Consider the following 18,803-nt stretch of genomic DNA (forward strand, 5'->3'; position numbering starts at 1 on the left):
AAAGAACTAACAAAACATTATCCCGTTTTGCGGGTGCAAACATACAACCCTTTTTCTAATCAACAATAAAAAAATAAAAGAAAATTTTAACCTTTTTATAATAACCTCGAAACCTTTAATTTACATCCAAAAAAATAAATTAATTAGAAGGCTTTTCTAAGGTTACGATAATGGATTTACTAATCGGCGTGTTACTTTTATCTGCATAATGGTTGTGGGGAACCAAAACATTGGTTTCAGGAAAATACGCGGCCAGGTTACCCTCGGGTATATTGTAAGGTAGCACTAAAAAACTGGATGCCTTTCTTTTTTTATTATCGTAATTACTGATCATATTAACGACATCAAGCTTTTTTAAATTACACATGTTCATATCCAAAGTATTCATCAAAACGATACGGCGCTCATTATACACACCACGGTAACGATCATCCAAACCATAGATAGTGGTATTGAATTGATCGTGTGAACGAATTGTCATTAACAAAAATTCATTTTCTTTTAGTGTGTGTTTTGGCAAATCACAACAACTAAATTGCGCTTTCCCATTTGGAAGTTTACTAAAATCCAGATCCCTCACGTTATTAGGCAAATAAAAACCTGTTCCTTTTGACTTAGTGTCTATATTTTTAAAACCTTCAACTACAGCTTCTATTTTTTCTCGAATCAACCCATAATCCTCACTAAGTTGTTTCCATTGTACGGGATGATCGCTTTTAAAATAGGTGTTTGCTATTCTACCAATGATTTCGGGTTCACTCATAAGATTGCCTGATGCCGGCCGTAACACCCCCTTAGAGCGATGTACTTTTCCCATACTATTCTCTACCGTAATAAACCTCTGTTTTCCATCTTTTTGATCCAATTCTGAGCGCCCTAATGTTGGTAATATCAAACTTGTTTTGCCTGCCACTAGGTGCGTTCTATTCAACTTAGTACTTATATTGACCGTTAACTCACAGTTCTGAAGTGCCGCTGCTGTATATTTTGTATCGGACGCTGCAGACAAAAAATTACCTCCAAGCGCTATAAACACCTTTGCTTTACCTTTATTCATTGCTTCTATAGCATGTACCGTATCTAAGCCCTCTTTATCCGGAGGAGTAAAACCAAACGTTTTCTTGATAATTTTATTCAGCGTAGGAGATACGTGATGCATTATCCCTACAGTACGATCTCCCTGAACATTACTATGCCCTCTGACCGGACAGGTTCCTGCACCTGATTTGCCCAGGCTTCCTTTGAGCAACAAAAGATTTACACATTCCTTTATATTATTGACTCCGTTTTTATGTTGGGTTAATCCCATTGCCCAGCAAATTATAATTTTATTCTTTGTTGCCAGCAAATTAACAGCCTTGTTAATTAAGCTTTCATCTACTCCACATAAATTGATTAACTCTTTTTCGGAATATTTATCAAAATCTGTTAATAACTCTTTGTAACCATCGGTATACGTATCAATAAATTGATGATCAAATACGTTTTTGCTCTCCTTATCTAAAACCGCCAATTTTTTTTGAATTACTTTTAACAAAGGGACATCCTGATTTATTTTTACCTGAAGGTGTATATCGGTTAATGAAGTACCTGAACCTACTATCCCTTTAATCTCCTGAGGGTTTTTAAATCTAATAAGTCCTGCTTCTTCCAGAGGATTGATGCTAATTATTTTTCCTCCGTTTTCTTTACATTTCTGTAAAGCTGACAACATTCTTGGATGGTTTGTCCCTGGGTTTTGCCCAATCACCATTACTATTTCTGCTTGATCAAAGTCCGTTAGCTTTACAGAACCTTTGCCTATTCCCAAAGTCTCACTCAATGCTACTCCACTAGATTCGTGACACATATTTGAGCAATCAGGCATATTATTAGTGCCAAAAGCTCTGACAAACAAACCATACAGGAAAGCGGCTTCGTTACTAGATCTTCCTGAAGTATAAAACACTCCCTGATCCGGGGAATCCAATTCGCGTAATTTATGAGCAATTAATTCATAAGCTTCTTTCCAAGATATTGGTTCGTAATATATACTATCAGGTTTCAGGACCATAGGTTCTGTCAACCTTCCGCTTTTACCGATTTGATAATCTGACCAATGAGAGAGTTCTTCTACAGAGTATTTAGCAAAAAAATCACGGTCTACTTTTTGATTGGTTGCTTCTTCTGCCAGTGCTTTTGCTCCATTTTCACAATACTCGCCAAGCTTAGAAGGTTTTTCGGGATCTGGCCAGGCACAGCCAGGGCAATCAAACCCATCTTTTTGATTCATCTTAAAAAGACCGCTCATAGACTTTACAACACCCATTTCTCTAAAAACGTGCTGAAGTGCTACTTTAACTCCAGGAACTCCAGCTGCATATTCTGCAGGTTTTTCCAGTTTGATCCCAGTAAAACTTTCAGGTCCTAAAAAAGAGATATTTCGTTTTTTGGCAGTACTCATAAAATGTTGTGTAATGTTTCTCAAAGATACGTCAAAATGCTGAATGCCTTTCCATCAATAACCGCCTGAAAAGAACGATTTATCTTATTTTGGCCACACGGTAAATCCTTTGCGTAAGGGATAGCAGCTAGCTACCATGTAGCGCGGATAGCCCGACCTGAAATGTAATGTAGGGATACGCCCAAATTTTATAAAAAGAAATTCCAAACTAGTCCAAAACGGATCACGGCATCACGAGGCGCATATCCGGGAGCAGAAAATTCATTATTTTGGCTAAATGCTTCTCCAAAATTCTCTACCTTAAAGTAGATACGGGTTTGTCTTATTTTCGCATTAAAAAAGATATCGAATTGTGGAAAACCTCCAAAAGTTTGTTTTATATCAGGTCCATTAAACGATAGTATTTCTTCTGGACTTTGCACATAAAATTCTGATAACACAGGATCATATCCATCGGCATCATACTCCGAATAGTATTTAAATGTTACACCTGTTTGCAGAAACAATGCTCGCTTAAACCAATGATCCTGATAATAAACACTATTTCTTGTTATTATGTTTGGTACATTATATACACTATAGGTTCTGCTAATATTTCCGTTGGTTGCTGAATTAACAGCACCGCCAACATTTTGATAAACTATGGTATTATTAAAGCCCAACCAACCTAAATTCAATGTTTGTGTTAGCTTAAGCTTCAAAAGATTTATGCTTTCTCCAAACTGCTCTGGAACTGTCAATGAATCTTGATTTTTTGTTAAATAGGTGTGATTATCGATGGTAGTATAACTAGCTTCAATATTAGCCAGTTTTTTTATCTTTAGGTTTGCTTGAATCTTTCGAGTTTCGATATTTTTGAAATTGACTAAAGAAGAATTCTGACTCGTATCGTTATTATAGTTTTGCCAATTATATCCAACATAATCACTCTGATACAATAAAAAGTTATAATTAGGCGCTACCGAATTTGCGCTGACTCCTAACTGCAATCCATAATCTTTAAGTTGATATCCTGCAGATGCATTTACATAATTGCCATCAAAATTTCCTGATACGATAGACATCCCGTTGGCTGCTAATTGAAAACCCTTATAATTTTTTTGATACGAGCCTCCAATAGCATAAATATCTCCTTTAAGCCTGTTAGTAATTTCGACACTGTCATCGATATTCTCTCCTAAATTCACTATTGTATTATATCCATAATTATAATTAGAAGTTTTGGCATTAACGGTTAGAGTTCCTAACCAATCATTATTCACTTTTACAAACAGCTGGTTACTAAAATCTTCTAACGCCACTTTATCAGTCAGCGCTCCGGATTCATAGGATTCTCCAAAAAAATCAACTGGTGTAGTCTGGTCAAATTGGAAAGACTTATCTGTAATGTCTAATATATGACCAATAGCAACATTGGTAGCACTGCTATCTGTTTTTTTGATAATAGAATAGCTATGATTCAGATAGAACCTTTTGCCCAATAGAATGCTTTCTGCATTTTCAAAACTAACGTCTATCGCTCCTCTATCAGCAAAATCATCAGCATTCTGAAATTCTTCTGTGCTACTAAGATACTGTTGTAATCCACTTGCTGACAACCCTCCGTTTTCTTCATTGAGAAGATCTTGAGACACAAAATGTGTTCTCATTCGATATCGGTCGTTTTTTGTAGCGTAGTTTGCGGTTGCTCTAAAATTACCTGTGCTAGTCAGTGCATGTTGGTATTTACCTAACGATCTGTTTCCTTTGTACGCAATAGAAAGGTTTAATCTTGGAGAGGTATTTACGGTAAAAAAAGCATCCAATTGCTGTCCTTGCTCAAACGTAGTCTTGAAATACAATTCTGTAAGTGGCGTAGGAACGTTGTAGTATAGGATATCTTCTACTTCCATAAAATTAAAATGCCTTGCTCTGGCTCCAAACAATGGCAATAAATGATCACGTTCTTCTACTTTTATAAGACTATTGTAACTCTGACCTACATTGTTTAATGGTTGCAACCCAAAATCATCTCTGCGCAAGTAATTAAAGTTATAATCTCTTTGAATAGTTAATGTGGTATCTACAAATGTAGTATCATTATGGATATCAATAATTTTATAATCGGTTACAGGAGGTTTTTTCTTATTGTTTTTAGATAATGATTTTTCACTTCTTCTAAATTCAGGTCTAGTAGGAATCGTTTGTGTTCCTTCATTTATCTCTTCTTCATTTCCTTCCTGAGCAAATGTTATATATCCTGTAAGAAGTACAATTATAAATACTATGTTCTTTTTCATCTATATCGTAAACTGTTGGCAAAAATATACTTTTTTAACGAAAGTTAATGCTCCTGATTGTTCGTTTTAGTCTTAAGTTTTTTTCCTGATTCTCAAAAATAGTTTTCTGATGTTCTGATCATACATTATCTTCGTAGCATGCTCAAATTAAAATTAAAACCTGATCTCATCGAATGCGGTACTGATGAGGCTGGTCGTGGTTGTTTGGCAGGACCGGTAACTGCGGCAGCCATTATCCTTCCTGATGATTTCAGCAATGATGTCTTAAATGACTCTAAACAGCTTAGTGAAGCCAAAAGAAAAACATTGCGCCCACTATTAGAAGACTGTTCTATCACCTATGGTGTGACACACATCTATATGGAAGAGATTGATGAGATCAATATTTTAAACGCTTCGATACTAGGCATGCAACGATCTATTGCGCAATTAACACCACAGCCAGAACATATTTCTGTCGATGGGAACAGGTTTAAACCTTATCATACGACCCCACATACTTGCATTATCAAAGGTGACGCTAAGTTTATGAATATCGCAGCAGCATCTGTATTGGCAAAGACCTATCGGGATGAATTTATGGAAAAGATACACGAAGAATTCCCAATGTATAACTGGAAAAAAAACAAAGGATATCCCACCGCAGAGCATCGAGAGGCGATACAAAAATATGGAATTACTAAATATCACAGAAAAAGTTTTAGATTGTTGCCAGAACAGCTTACACTAGAATTCAAATAATTATCTTTGGTGTTTAAGACATGTTTGGCAATTAAGTGCGAAATAATGGGGCTTACATAGAATTAAGAATAAAAAGGAAAACAAACACATGAAAAAAATAGTTGTAATTCTACTATCAACAATTGTTTTAGCTTGTAACACAACTACAGAAAAACCGAACACACTTATTGATTATATCCCTCAGGATGCTCAGGTAATCTTAAAAATCAATGACCTGGAACAAACCAGGAATATGCTAAGGGACAATGATTTCCTGAAAAAAAATAGTGAAATTCAATTTTTTACGTATTTCAAAAAGCTTCCAATATTAAATCAAATCAACCAATCTAAAGGATTGTTGTGTTTTTCTCCGATTGGTAAAAATGATTTTGAGTACACGTATATATCTAAATTTGACGCTTCTATCGTTGATAAAGATTCTTTGGGTCAAAAGAATATTGAAAACATAACGTATTCGAACAAGATCATACATAAAGTAATCTCTGGCAACAATACATTTTATGCTACTAAACAAGATAGTTTATTGATAGCTTCTTCATCTCAGATATTGATAGAAAATGCTATTCGACAGCAAGAAAACAAGACATCTGTTAGTGAAGATCTTATCAAAGCATACGATGTTTCTGACCCCAAAAACCCAGTATCTGTTTTAATGAATGGAAAACAGCTTAGCCAAATTCATAATTCCCTATTACCTAGTACGGATTTTTCAGAAATATCGAATTTTAGCGGATGGATATCAGTAGATGCCAAGTTAGAACAAAATGCTATGTACATTGATGGTATTGCAATAGAAAAAGATTCTTTATCGAGTACGATCGGTATCTTTGACAATACTATTGCTCAGGAAAACAAGATTGCAAAAGTAACTCCTGTTACGGCCAATGGTTTTGTGTCGTTTACCTATGACGATTTTTATATCTTGAAAAAGAATTTGGCATTAGCCCAAGATCGCGAAATAGAAAATATTCCTGATGAACTAGATGAATTGCTATCCGGGGTTTCTGAAATCGGAATGATTTTTATGGAAAACGAAACAGTATTCACCTTAACATCCCTAGCCCCTGAAAACACTTTGGAACAATTAGCAGGAACCGCTTCTGGGTCGTACAGAAACATTGATATTTTCAGCTACGAAGAAACAACCACTTTTTCTGGATTACTAAAACCGCTTATGCCCGAGTTTGAAGCAAAATTTTATTTTGTATATGAGAGTCATATTGTATTCGGATCATCTAAAAATAGTTTGCAAGCAATTATTGCAAATATCCTCAATAAAACCATACTTGGGGAGCAGGTGTTCTATACGAATGCTATGGAAAAACTATCTGATGAATCTTCTATATTGATGGTAGGTTCTACTAAGAAACTTAAAGATTATGTGGTTCGTAACGTAGCAGAATCTTATAAAAAACAGTGGAATGAGGTCAATACCAAAGGATATGCAATGGCCGCATTACAAATCACAAAAGAAAATAACTTTGCACATATCCATGGGGTTTTCCAGAAGAACGTTAGCAAAGGTGCTGCAACCTCGGTAACCCAAACAGCCTCTACTACTTTAGAAAATAAGGTTTTAAACAGGCCAATTCTGGTTCAAAATCACAGAACCAAAGGTATGGATATCGCTATACAGGATGTAGATAATAATCTTTATTTAGTTTCTAAAAAAGGAAGTATTTTCTGGAAAAAACAGATTAATGGTGCCATTATGGGTGATATCCAGCAAATTGATATTTATAAAAACGGAAGGTATCAGCTCTTATTTAATACAGAAACCACCTTATATCTAGTAGACAGAGATGGTAACGACGTACCGCCATATCCTAAAAAATTCGAAAAACCAATTACACAACCATTGTCTTTATTTGATTATGATAAGAACAAACGGTATCGAATCCTAATTACACAAGGAAAGGATATAACCATGTTTGATGCAGAAGGGAAAATTGTAAGCGGGTTTGGGTTTAAAGGGACTTCAACTAATCTGGTCTTGCCTCCTCATCATATCCGTATCGGCAGTAAAGATTACATTCTTATGTCTGAAGAAAATGGAAAGCTTAACATCCTTGATCGATTAGGAAGAACCAGGGTTGATGTAAAACAGAATGTTAGTTTTTCTGAGAATCAATGGCAACAATATGAAAATAAATTTACATCTCTTACCAAAGACGGAAAGCTTATTCAGATTCAATCCGATGGCACTATATTATTGACAGATAAAGAACTGAATGAAAACAGCTCATTAGCGGCTACTAATAAAACACTGGTTACTTTTTCTGAAAACAAATTATCCATCAAAGAGCGAACGCTGGAACTTGATTTTGGAGTTTATACAACGCCTCAAATATTCTATATAAACAACAAAATCTATGTAGCTATTACCGACATACAGGCTAAAAAAGTATACCTATACGATAGTAACGCTGAACTATTTCCTAATTTTCCTGTGTATGGCAATTCTATTATTAGCCTTGGCAATATGGATAAAGATCCTAATCTGGAATTTACTGTACAGGGAGAAGAAAATAGCATTCTGATTTATCAGATAAATTAGAATCCCTATCGATATAATATAATTCTTATGTTAACTTTTTGATTACGTATCGCACTAATGTGAAATAACGTAATTAAAATGTCATGAAAACTTTAAAAATTTTATCGGTAGTATTGCTTACAGCTTTATTCATTTCGTGTGATAGCGATGACGATGCTGCCGCATTAGGAACTATTGATTTAGAAGCGTCTTCCATTACTTTTTCAATTGTAAGAGATGGGAGCAGTGATTTTACAGGAACTGCTACTATTACAGGAACTGTTACAAACACTGGCGAATCTGATTTTAACTCCTCTACAGGACAACAAGCTATCCTTTTATATCAAAGAAATTTGGGAGCACCCGCTCCGGGAGATTTGGTTGGTACAGTAAATTTTACCGATCTAGCTGTAGGAGAAACATTAACAGTTAGTTATATGAGGCCTTGGAATTCCTCATCTCCAGCAGAAGGCGAATTCCCACCTGATTATCGAATCGTTCTGAGTTATGACCCTGATATCTTTATCGATGGAAATGATCATAATAACGATGAAGATTTATCCAATAATGATCTAACCGTAAGTGGTTCGGGAATCAATGATATTTTCAGAAATTAAATCAGGAACTAAAACTGAAAAAATCGATTACTGATTTTTTCAGTTTTTCCATTGAACTTGGCAACAATTCTTTTCTCAATAACAAAATCACCTTCAAAAACTTTAAAAACCATGGTCGTAAAAACTATAAGTACGTTTCTCTTATACTGTTTAGCTTTTGTTAGTAATGCACAGTCCATAGATACCAATGTTGTTTCTAATGCTGGCGGCACCAATGCTAATACATCTCATATTATCACTTTTACAATTGGTGAAACTTTTATCAGAACGATATCAGATTCGCAATCCGTAGAACAAGGGTTCTGGTCAGGAATCGCTGCGCAAAATATATTATCTACAGCAGAATTTCAAACGGATGGTCGAGCAATTGTAGTGTATCCTAATCCCGTATCAGATTTTTTTACAATCAGAATACCAGATATCGCCAACTACCAACTGTCTATATTCAATGTAAGTGGTCAAAAAGTTCTTAGCAGAGAAGTAAGTCCTTCTCCTCAAGGAGATCGAATTAATATTAGCTCATTGGCAAAAGGAATCTATATGCTTACGCTATTTAATACCGAAGTAAATGATACCAAAACATTTAAAATTATTAAAAATTAATCTCACTTTCGAAATTCTAAAATCATGAAAAAAATAATAACTAATTTAATAATGGTTAGCGCGTTATTCTTTTGCACATTGCTATCCGCGCAATCCGCACAAAAAAACTTTATCAACTATCAGGGTGTGGCCAAAAATGCTGGCGGAGAAATTCTGAATAATCAATCAATCAATATACAAATTGCTATCAAATTTGGAGCACCAGACATAGCTGCTAGTTATGTGGAAAACCATACGGTTACCACGAGTGCAAACGGTGTTTTTAGTTTGCTTATTGGTAATGGGGCTCCGGTAACTGGTGATTTTAGCACATTGCAATGGGGAGGTATTGCATCTTATATAACGGTTTCATTAAACGGGGCTGAAGTAGGAACTAACGAACTCATGGCAGTACCTTATGCCATAACATCTGGAGATAACCGATGGATTTCCAACGGAAATGATATTAACAACATAAACAGTGGAAATGTAGGTATTGACCGAAATCCTACGGCTAAATTAGATGTAAATGGAGATTTAAGATTACAAAATGGCGTCTCAGTAAACGAAATATCTACAGATGAAAGCTTGGGAAGCAATAGTAACAATGCTGTCCCAACAGAAAGAGCCGTAAAAACCTATGTAGATAATGCTACCGCTACTACTACGCCGGTGGTGTTTAAGGTTAGAGGAAACGGCTTTGCGGTAAAAGATTTAGACGGCGGTACAACTATAGAAACTGATATTTGGGATATTGTAACGTATGATACCAGAAATGCTTTTAATACCTCAACCAAAAGGTATGTGGTTCCAGAAACCGGTTATTATTACTTACAATCGGTAGTAAGACAATCTAATTTTGTTACCGATGCATTCTTTAGAATCAACTTTAATGTAGATAGTAGCGCGCGCTACAGTCAGATTATGGATGGAGATGATGTAAAAATCAATGTCAGCGGTATTTACTACTTAACTGTAGGTCAAGAAATATATGTCAACCTCAGAAACTTTACTACTGGAGAAGACGTTCGGGTAGATGGAACCGGTAGTTGGTTTGAGGGATATAAGATAAATTAACCCCAACCTATTTGATTTGTTTAGTTTTTAGTCAAAAAAAACCGGAGTACACTATACTTCGGTTTTTTGTTGTATCATCTCTGCTTCAAAAAGATCGGTAAAATGTTTTAGTAGTTTTTCTTTTACTTCAGAAATATCAACCTTTTCTACCGATAATTCTACATGTAAAGAAGTGACCGCTTTGTCATTGATACCGCACGGAATAATATTATCAAAATAGCCCAGATCTGCATTTACATTAAAAGCAAAACCATGCATAGTAACCCACCTGCTGGCTCTTACACCCATTGCACAAATTTTGCGGGCGAAAGGTGTACCCACATCTAGCCAAACTCCCGTTTCTCCATCACTTCTAACTCCTTTGATTCCGTATTCTGCTAAGGTTAGTATAACCATTTCTTCCAGAAAACGCAGATATTTGTGAATATCTGTAAAAAAATTATCTAAATCCAATATAGGATATCCAACAATTTGTCCTGGTCCGTGATATGTAATGTCTCCACCACGATTAATCTTATAAAAGGTAGCTCCTTTTTTTTGTAGTTGTTCTTCGTTTAATAACAAATTACTAATGTCTCCACTTTTTCCTAAGGTATACACATGGGGATGTTCTACAAAAAGAAAGTAGTTGCTTGTATCCAGATTGGCAGCCTCTCTTCTGTTCTTGATTTTGGTATCCAAAATTTCTTTAAAGAGTGCCTCTTGGTATTCCCAGGTTTCTTTAAAGTCCTTTAACCCCAATTCTTGTATTTCAATCTTCTTATTCATTTATCCTTTTTCTATACTAAGAAAAGAAGCATTTTTTTATTTTCCCAACTCTACTTCTACATCCAATACTTTAGGATTTTCCATAAATTCGAGGAAACCAACTTCTAATGTAAAACTTTTTCCATCTTGGCTAAATAATGCCTTATCAGAGGAAATCTTTTTTATTTTTTTGGGAAAGTGATAATTGATTTTATATTTAGAACTTGCTAAAAACATTCTCATCTGTTCTATGCTGTCTAGACTCTTTTTTAGTTTTTCTCTATCCAGAATTTCTGTAACTCTTTTAAATTTATTCTTTTTGTAAGAATATACCACTCGCGTAGGATCTTCTCCTTCAGAACTAGATAAAGGGTCTCCTACCGGGCTAGCAGCCGGACTAGGTGTGTTTTTATTTCCAATAGAAGATGCCGTTTTAAAACTATTAAACACGTCGTCTAGCTCTTCTACCGTTGTAAATTCTGAATAGAGATCAAATTTCATCTCCAAGGATTCAGGGTTCATCAGCATATGCATCTTAAAATTCTCCAGTTTTTTTAACTTTTCCTGTTCTTCCTTTGGTAATGTAGCAATACTATCTTTTTTCTCTTCCAGAAATTCTTTGAAAACCAAGGTAGAATCTATGATTTCTTCTTTTCCTTCGTTTACTTTGTCTCCTGCCATTTCCATAATTTCAGAACCATCAAAACTGAAAGATATTTTTCCACTTCCATCCTCATTAATGTGTAAATCTTCTGAAAACTGACATCCGACTAAAAGTGTTACTGCCAACAGTACTTGTATAAAGAGTGAAACTTTTTTCATACATTAAATTTTTTCAATTTCTTTTAAATTTTTGTAAATATCAGGAGTTTTACAAGGTATTAAACTCTAAAAATCAGCTGTTTGGATTATTTATGATCACTAGTGCTGCAATAACTCCAGGAACCCATCCACACAAGGTTAACAAAAGTACAATGATAATTGATCCACAACCTTTATCTAAAACTGCTAGCGGCGGAAAAAAAATCGATAATAAAACTCTCCAAATACTCATAAACAAAAATAAATTAAATAATACAATTATAGGTAGTCTTATATCTTATTATGTTACATCCCTATCCTAAAATTATTTTTATCTTGGCATAGTTTCTATAAAAAGACCAGGTATTACGTTATGAAACACATAAGAATTATTCTTTGTATCACTTTGTTAACCGGTTATACTACACTTTGGAGTCAATATCAATTTTCGGGTTATGTGGATCCTAGTAATAAGGACAATAATGTTTATTTGTCGTTGATCGAAGATTACCGACAAATGTCAGGAATTTATCCTGAACAGATTATCCAAAAAGTACAACCAGACAGTACGGGATATTTTGTGTTTACAGACAATAATCTACCCTCTCAAAACAGCCTGTATCGTATTCATACCGAAAATTGCTCAGAAACAGGTGAAGAATCTATTCATTTCAATGGCATCTGTCTGAATAGTAAAGAAATTATTTTTATTGCTAAAAACTCGGATACCATCTATTTACCTTTTACACAAGAGCACGAAGTGTTTTGTGAAGTGGTATCAACAAACGAACGAAGCAGTGCTTTCTTACAGGTAGATTCTATAATCGAAAACATGCGATATGCATTTAATTCTTATCGTAGTAAAACTAACAGAAAAGTAAACACTAAAAAGTGGTTTCAGACCTTACAGGAATACGGTATAAACCAACAAGAACCACTAACAGAATTATATATTTATTCTTTTCTGTCAAATAAGTCAAATAATCTATACACTTATTATTTACAGGATTTAAAAAAGAACACTTATTATGATGCATTGTCAAAAAGGCTAGAAAACAAGTATCCTAACAGTTCGTATGTGCAACAATATAGAACTGAACTGGCAGCAGATAAATTCTCTGTTGCAATTACTAATGAGACCACTACCTATTGGTTATGGATTCTCTCTTTGCTGTTCGTGCTATCCGGATTAGTAAACGTTATTCAATTTCTGAAATTAAAAAAATATAAGAACTCATATAAGATTACAGAAAAGAAACTTACCCAACAAGAGAAAAAAATATTAGATCTCATTCTACAGGAGAAGACCAATAAAGAAATCGCTTCTTTACTATTTTTAAGTGTGAGTACAATAAAAACACATATTAATAATTTGTACAAGAAAATAGGTGTAGAAAGCCGTGAAGAGGTAAAAACACTATACAAGAATAAGTAATTTTAAATAGGTTTTTCTATTAAAACTCAAATTTCCATCGGGGGTCTAGTCCCTATCTCCACCTTACTTTCATTGTTTTTTTCATCACATGTCCAGAGTTTTGATTCAGAATTAGAATACGATATCTATTAAGAACTTATAAATTAAAAAGACATGAAAACTAAAAACGCTTTTGTATTATTATTGACGATTACTGCTGGTCTTATGATCTCTTGTAGCAATCAAACTAAAAAAAACAACTCTTCAGAAACAATTGCTATGCAAACTGATCAAAACATTTTCAATAAAGACGCAGCTCCAGTGATGACTTTTGCAGAAACTGAATTTGATTTTGGGACCGTTGCAGAAGGTGACATCCTAGAACATTCATTTTCTTTTACTAATACAGGTAATGCACCGTTGGTGATTGTTAATGCGAAAGGAAGTTGCGGTTGCACTGTTTCTAACTGGCCAAAAGAACCCATTGCTCCCGGTACGTCCAAAGAAATGTTAATCACCTTTAATACCAATGGCAAACCTAACTTACAAAACAAGGAAGTTACAATCACAACTAATACCGCCACAGGAAAACAAATTCTAAAAGTAAAAGCAATGGTGACACCAAAGGTTAAAAGTCCATCAAGCGGAGTTCCTATAAGTAAGTAAAGAGTCCTTCGGTAACTAAGAAGAATCCCATAGAAAGTTATTTTTAAAGTCCTGAAAAGCAAACTTCGAGATGCTAGGTCTTAACTCTGCTTGAAAAAATGTGGTTGGTTCAACCATTTATTTTGTAAGCATTACTCGGCAACTTTCTTATTGCCATAAAAGAATGCTAATAAAACGAAAAATAAATTACGACTCATTCAACAACCCGAGTATTATAATAGCCGGATAGACAGACACATATAATACTTGGGCTGAAATCTATCCAATAAGAAAAATATACTTGATCTTATGCTAACTACTAACTATACACTCATGAAAACAATACTATACCTACTGACTTTTGTTACGATATCTTCCCCTGTTATTGGACAAAGCTTTAATCAGGAAATTAATACTACAAAAGGAGTCTTTCATCTTGTTGGGAAAATAAATTTTCAAAAACTAAACACCGCTCCTTACCATAACTGGTTTTCTAAAAATTATGAATCGTATACCCCTAATGAAAAGGTAGTGCATAGTATAAAAACAAGTTTACAGGAGTACACCATCATAATGTTTATGGGTACATGGTGTGGAGATAGTAAAAAAGAAGTTCCAAGTTTTTACAAGGTATTAAATGCCAGTGGTTTTCCGATAAACCGATTAACGACTATTGCGGTGCAAGCAGATCGAAAGTACTATAAACAAAGCACTGGAGGTGAACACGAAGGTTTGAACATTCATCGTGTGCCCACCTTTATTTTTTATAAAAACGGTAAGGAAGTTAACCGTATAGTAGAATCTCCTAAAAAAACGATCGAAGAAGATATTAGCGATATTCTATCAGGAAACTATACGCCTAACTATCCTTTAGTCACTAAAGTGAACACAATTATTGAAACACAAGGTCTGAAATACCTTGCCAAATATTCTGAATCTCTTGCAAAAGAATATAGTAGTATTTCAAAAAGTTTATACGAATTGAACACCTATGCCAATGTTTTGTTTTATACAGGCAAGAAGAAAGAAGCTGTAGAAATACTGAAATTTAATATCCTGCTGTTTCCTAACGAAGCGGAAACATATATAAGTTTAGCAAACAAACTAGTAGTAACAAAAGACATTCCTGATGCTATCATGTATTATGAAAAGTCTTTAACTTTTGAAAAAAATGAGGAAATCAACACTAAACTTGCTGCTCTAAAGAAATTATCAAAATAAAAACTATAAGGTTTAAAATGATGTAATTTCTTCTGTAGTCGGTTTTACCTCAATATGCCTTTGGATCTTTCTTTTGATTTTAGGTGTTTGATCACGATATTCTTGAAGCGAAATCATTTGTTTAAAACCATAAATATCATCACTACCTTTACCGCCAGAACGGTTACTGGCAAAATATCCCATCATATTTTCCTCATTAATGATAAAGGTAAAATCATCTTTAGAGCTATTTATAGGAGCTCCCATATTGTAAATTTGCCAACCCTTATCTGTATCAGGCAAGACCATAAAAATATCCAATCCCCCAAAACCAACATGGCCATCACTGGTAAAAAACAAGGTTCCTTTATCACTTATATACGGAAACGTTTCTCTACCAGCAGAGTTGATCAGGCTTCCTAAGTTTTGAGGAGTGCCATAACTTCCGTCTTTATGTATAGCCACTACGTAGATGTCAGACTTACCATAACTACCTGGCATATCACTGGCAAAATACAGGAATTTTCCATCAGGAGATAGAGCTGGATGTGCAGTAGAGTATTCGTTGCTATTGAAGGGTAACTCTTTTACGTTTTTCCATTTGCCGTTATTGTAATCTGCTTTGTATATTTTTAATAAGACGCAACCTTTTGTATTTCTTTTAAACTTTCTTTCAGAGTAATTATTTCTAGTAAAGTACACCGTTTTGCCATCCGGGCTAAAGGTGGCAGAAGATTCGTGAAATTTGGTATTGACCGCTCCTTTTAGTTTTGATATTTCTTTATCAGGTATATTTTTACTGGTGGTATACAAATCCGAGAAAGGCTCGTTCGTGTTTTCCTGTAGTATCACAGTCAGGGATTTGCTATTGCGAGAAGAAGCAAATACGAGCTCTCCCTTATAAAAGCTTGGTGCATAGTCAGAATTCTCAGAGTTTATAGATAAGGGTTTTATCAAAAAGTTTTCTGATGCATTAGGTACTATGGCGGTGTTGTCTGACAAAGAATGATCAACGTCCGATTCTTTTGGATTCTTAGTGATATTTGGTTGTACAGCTACATCTGCTGCTGGATTTTGATATAGATTGGCTGTTTTTATAAAATCATAAGTATCACCCATTACATTAGGTAATCCTAATGATTTTTGCTGAGAAAATGTTGAATTTAAAAAAAAGAAAAAAACCAGCCCCAAAAGGTTTTTTTGCAATGTCATTGATTACTTTTTTTGTTGATCGCGTACAACGTATATCATTGCTCATTTACAAAACTAATGTGTATCACAACACACTGTTGCTTATAGTACTTTTATAGACAAATACACATATATTTTATAAAGATTACGATGCTGCTATCCCCATAGCATTAATTGTACTCTGATTCGTGTTACAAACACAATGTACTGATCCTTAAAAGAATAAAGTGTTAAAAAAGTAAGAAATTTAGATTCTGTTATTAATTTTAACAGGTGTGGAAGAAAACCCTTGGGCTATTGAATAGTTCGGATTTACAATCCATGTAAGAATAGTCGTGAATACAATAGGTTTAGAGTTTTTGTATCTAGTTTACCATCTAAATCCGTAGAATCTTCTTATAGAACCACAAACAAAATCATCTAGATGCACCAAGATGCTATCTACAAATAGGACAATAATCTATAACATTTACTCGGAGTCTGAGATTAACTCTACACCTATGTGTACTCAAAAAACACGATATAATTATCAAAAAAATTAACATTATATCACTATCTGGAGGTACTTGACAAGTATATTTATCTAGGGATTAAGTAGGTTTACTATATTTTTGATTGATTTTTATTAAATCAATGTTCCTTAAGTGTTTTTTGAAGAACAACATAGGGGTTGAGATCATTTTCAGTTAATTTCTACAACCGTAACTCATAACTTTTCATATAATACCGTTTCTACTCTACTATGATTAAAAATCAATTGAAAGATTATACGATACTTTGTATCTTTGCACGCTTAAAACGGCAGCATTATGCAATTATCAGAACAAGAACTTGTAAGAAGAGAAAAACTACAATCGCTACGCGACTTTGGTATCAATCCGTATCCGGCTGCTTTATTTCCGGTAGACCATACTTCTGAGGGTATCAAACAGCAATACGAAGAAGGAAAAAAAGTAATCATTGCAGGAAGATTAATGTCTAGACGTATACAAGGAAAAGCTTCTTTTGCCGAATTACAGGATTCTAAAGGCCGTATTCAGGTATATTTTAACAGAGATGAAATCTGTACTGGTGAGGACAAAACCAAATACAATGAAGTCTATAAGAAACTACTCGATATTGGCGACTTTATTGGTGTAGAAGGAGAACTGTTTACCACTCAGGTAGGCGAAAAAACAGTCATGGTTAAGGACTTTACCTTATTAAGTAAAACCCTAAAACCATTACCTCAACCAAGAACGGATACCGACGGAAAAGTACACGATGCGTTTACCGATCCCGAATTGAGGTACCGCCAGCGATACGTAGATTTGGTAGTGAATCCAAAAGTTAAGGATGTATTTGTAAAAAGAACAAAACTCTTTAATGCGATGCGCGAGTTCTTTAACAGCAAAGGGTATTTTGAAGTAGAAACTCCAATTTTACAACCTATTCCTGGTGGTGCAGCGGCACGTCCTTTTGTGACGCACCATAATTCTTTAGATATTCCATTATATATGCGAATTGCTAACGAGTTATATCTAAAACGATTAATCGTAGGTGGTTTTGATGGGGTGTATGAGTTTTCTAAAAACTTTAGAAACGAAGGAATGGATCGTACGCATAATCCAGAGTTTACCGCTATGGAGATTTATGTAGCCTATAAGGACTATAACTGGATGATGGAATTTACTGAAAACCTGGTTGAACACTGCTCGATAGCAGTTAACGGAACTACCGAAGCTACTTTTGGGGAACATACCATCAATTTCAAAACTCCGTATGCACGGGTAACGATGACTGACTCTATCAAACACTTTACAGGGTTTGATATTACCGGAAAATCTGAAAGCGAAATTCGCGAAGCTGCTAAAGGTATGGGTATTGAAGTAGATGAAACGATGGGTAAAGGAAAGTTGATCGATGAGATTTTTGGTGAAAAATGTGAAGGAAACTACATTCAACCTACATTCATAACAGATTACCCTAAGGAAATGAGTCCGTTATGCAAAGAGCACCGAGACAATCCGGAGCTTACAGAACGTTTTGAGCTCATGGTTTGTGGTAAAGAAATTGCGAATGCATATTCTGAGTTGAATGACCCTATTGATCAGAGAGAGCGTTTTGAAGCACAATTAAAACTAAGTGAAAAAGGAGATGATGAAGCGATGTTTATCGACAATGATTTTATCAGAGCATTAGAATATGGCATGCCACCAACATCTGGAATGGGAATCGGTATGGATCGCTTGATTATGTATCTAACCAATAATCAATCGATACAAGAAGTGCTATTTTTTCCACAGATGAGACCCGAAAAGAAAGCTGTAGAGCTGAATGATAACGAAAAGGCGATTTTTGAGATCATCAAAAAACAACAAAGCATGGCTTTGGCAGATCTAAAATCAGCTTCTGGCTTAAGTAATAAAGCTTGGGATAAGGGAATGAAAGGTCTTTCTAAACATGGTTTGACCAAAGTTACCAAAACAGATGACAGTCTGATTGTAGAGGTTATTGAGTAAATCATATCAAAATATACAATATAAAAAAC

15 protein-coding genes are annotated in these 18,803 nt (G+C 34.7%); 9 read left to right on the top strand and 6 right to left on the bottom strand.

Translation table 11 applies throughout. The features are described from left to right. Nucleotides 1-139: 139 nt before the first annotated feature. Together ACWGOQ_RS15470 and ACWGOQ_RS15475 are read right to left on the bottom strand one after the other, a co-directional pair. Nucleotides 140-2,443 (bottom strand): FdhF/YdeP family oxidoreductase, encoded by a 2,304-nt coding sequence (locus ACWGOQ_RS15470; RefSeq protein WP_458202829.1) that lies wholly within the window; start codon nucleotides 2,441-2,443, stop codon nucleotides 140-142. 188 nt (nucleotides 2,444-2,631) lie between these two features. Next, nucleotides 2,632-4,722 (bottom strand): putative porin, encoded by a 2,091-nt coding sequence (locus tag ACWGOQ_RS15475; RefSeq protein WP_452059048.1) that lies wholly within the window; start codon nucleotides 4,720-4,722, stop codon nucleotides 2,632-2,634. Between the two features lie 138 nt (nucleotides 4,723-4,860). Between ACWGOQ_RS15475 and rnhB the strand changes: the two genes are divergently transcribed. The 5 genes from rnhB to ACWGOQ_RS15500 all read left to right on the top strand — a co-directional run bounded on the left by rnhB (nucleotide 4,861) and on the right by ACWGOQ_RS15500 (nucleotide 10,275). After that, nucleotides 4,861-5,463 (top strand): ribonuclease HII, encoded by a 603-nt coding sequence (gene rnhB / locus ACWGOQ_RS15480; RefSeq protein ID WP_452059049.1) that lies wholly within the window; start codon nucleotides 4,861-4,863, stop codon nucleotides 5,461-5,463. Between the two features lie 88 nt (nucleotides 5,464-5,551). Beyond that, nucleotides 5,552-8,020, top strand: coding sequence for a ribonuclease HII (locus ACWGOQ_RS15485; RefSeq protein ID WP_452059050.1), 2,469 nt, complete (start codon nucleotides 5,552-5,554; stop codon nucleotides 8,018-8,020). Nucleotides 8,021-8,103: 83 nt separating this feature from the next. After that, on the top strand, nucleotides 8,104-8,616 hold the full coding sequence (locus tag ACWGOQ_RS15490; RefSeq protein ID WP_452059051.1) for a hypothetical protein: 513 nt from the start codon (nucleotides 8,104-8,106) through the stop codon (nucleotides 8,614-8,616). 111 nt (nucleotides 8,617-8,727) lie between these two features. Then, complete coding sequence (locus tag ACWGOQ_RS15495; protein WP_452059052.1) at nucleotides 8,728-9,219, top strand: T9SS type A sorting domain-containing protein; 492 nt, start codon at nucleotides 8,728-8,730, stop codon at nucleotides 9,217-9,219. A gap of 24 nt (nucleotides 9,220-9,243) precedes the next feature. Beyond that, nucleotides 9,244-10,275: a DUF8740 domain-containing protein gene (locus ACWGOQ_RS15500; RefSeq protein ID WP_452059053.1), complete on the top strand. Its 1,032-nt coding sequence runs from the start codon at nucleotides 9,244-9,246 to the stop codon at nucleotides 10,273-10,275. Nucleotides 10,276-10,326: 51 nt separating this feature from the next. Here the strand turns inward: ACWGOQ_RS15500 and lipB are convergent, their stop codons facing one another. The 3 genes from lipB to ACWGOQ_RS15515 all read right to left on the bottom strand — a co-directional run bounded on the left by lipB (nucleotide 10,327) and on the right by ACWGOQ_RS15515 (nucleotide 12,076). Continuing rightward, entirely contained in the window at nucleotides 10,327-11,043 is a 717-nt protein-coding gene (gene lipB / locus ACWGOQ_RS15505) for a lipoyl(octanoyl) transferase LipB (RefSeq protein ID WP_452059054.1), read from the bottom strand. Between the two features lie 36 nt (nucleotides 11,044-11,079). Next, nucleotides 11,080-11,844: a hypothetical protein gene (locus ACWGOQ_RS15510; RefSeq protein ID WP_452059055.1), complete on the bottom strand. Its 765-nt coding sequence runs from the start codon at nucleotides 11,842-11,844 to the stop codon at nucleotides 11,080-11,082. Nucleotides 11,845-11,917: 73 nt separating this feature from the next. After that, nucleotides 11,918-12,076, bottom strand: coding sequence for a YqaE/Pmp3 family membrane protein (locus ACWGOQ_RS15515; RefSeq protein WP_452059056.1), 159 nt, complete (start codon nucleotides 12,074-12,076; stop codon nucleotides 11,918-11,920). Between the two features lie 120 nt (nucleotides 12,077-12,196). Between ACWGOQ_RS15515 and ACWGOQ_RS15520 the strand changes: the two genes are divergently transcribed. From ACWGOQ_RS15520 to ACWGOQ_RS15530, 3 genes are all read left to right on the top strand, one after another. Then, nucleotides 12,197-13,258, top strand: a complete 1,062-nt coding sequence (locus ACWGOQ_RS15520) for a response regulator transcription factor (RefSeq protein WP_452059057.1) — start codon at nucleotides 12,197-12,199, stop codon at nucleotides 13,256-13,258. 153 nt (nucleotides 13,259-13,411) lie between these two features. Beyond that, nucleotides 13,412-13,903 (top strand): DUF1573 domain-containing protein, encoded by a 492-nt coding sequence (locus tag ACWGOQ_RS15525; RefSeq protein ID WP_452059058.1) that lies wholly within the window; start codon nucleotides 13,412-13,414, stop codon nucleotides 13,901-13,903. A gap of 312 nt (nucleotides 13,904-14,215) precedes the next feature. Beyond that, nucleotides 14,216-15,103, top strand: coding sequence for a thioredoxin domain-containing protein (locus ACWGOQ_RS15530; protein WP_452059059.1), 888 nt, complete (start codon nucleotides 14,216-14,218; stop codon nucleotides 15,101-15,103). Between the two features lie 12 nt (nucleotides 15,104-15,115). Here the strand turns inward: ACWGOQ_RS15530 and ACWGOQ_RS15535 are convergent, their stop codons facing one another. After that, nucleotides 15,116-16,294, bottom strand: a complete 1,179-nt coding sequence (locus ACWGOQ_RS15535; protein ID WP_452059060.1) for a TolB family protein — start codon at nucleotides 16,292-16,294, stop codon at nucleotides 15,116-15,118. A 788-nt stretch (nucleotides 16,295-17,082) separates the two neighbouring features. On the opposite strand from ACWGOQ_RS15535, the gene lysS reads away from it, so the two are divergent. After that, on the top strand, nucleotides 17,083-18,774 hold the full coding sequence (gene lysS / locus ACWGOQ_RS15540; RefSeq protein ID WP_452059061.1) for a lysine--tRNA ligase: 1,692 nt from the start codon (nucleotides 17,083-17,085) through the stop codon (nucleotides 18,772-18,774). The last annotated feature ends 29 nt before the right edge of the window (nucleotides 18,775-18,803 follow it).

The organism is Aquimarina ulvae (assembly GCF_053613295.3).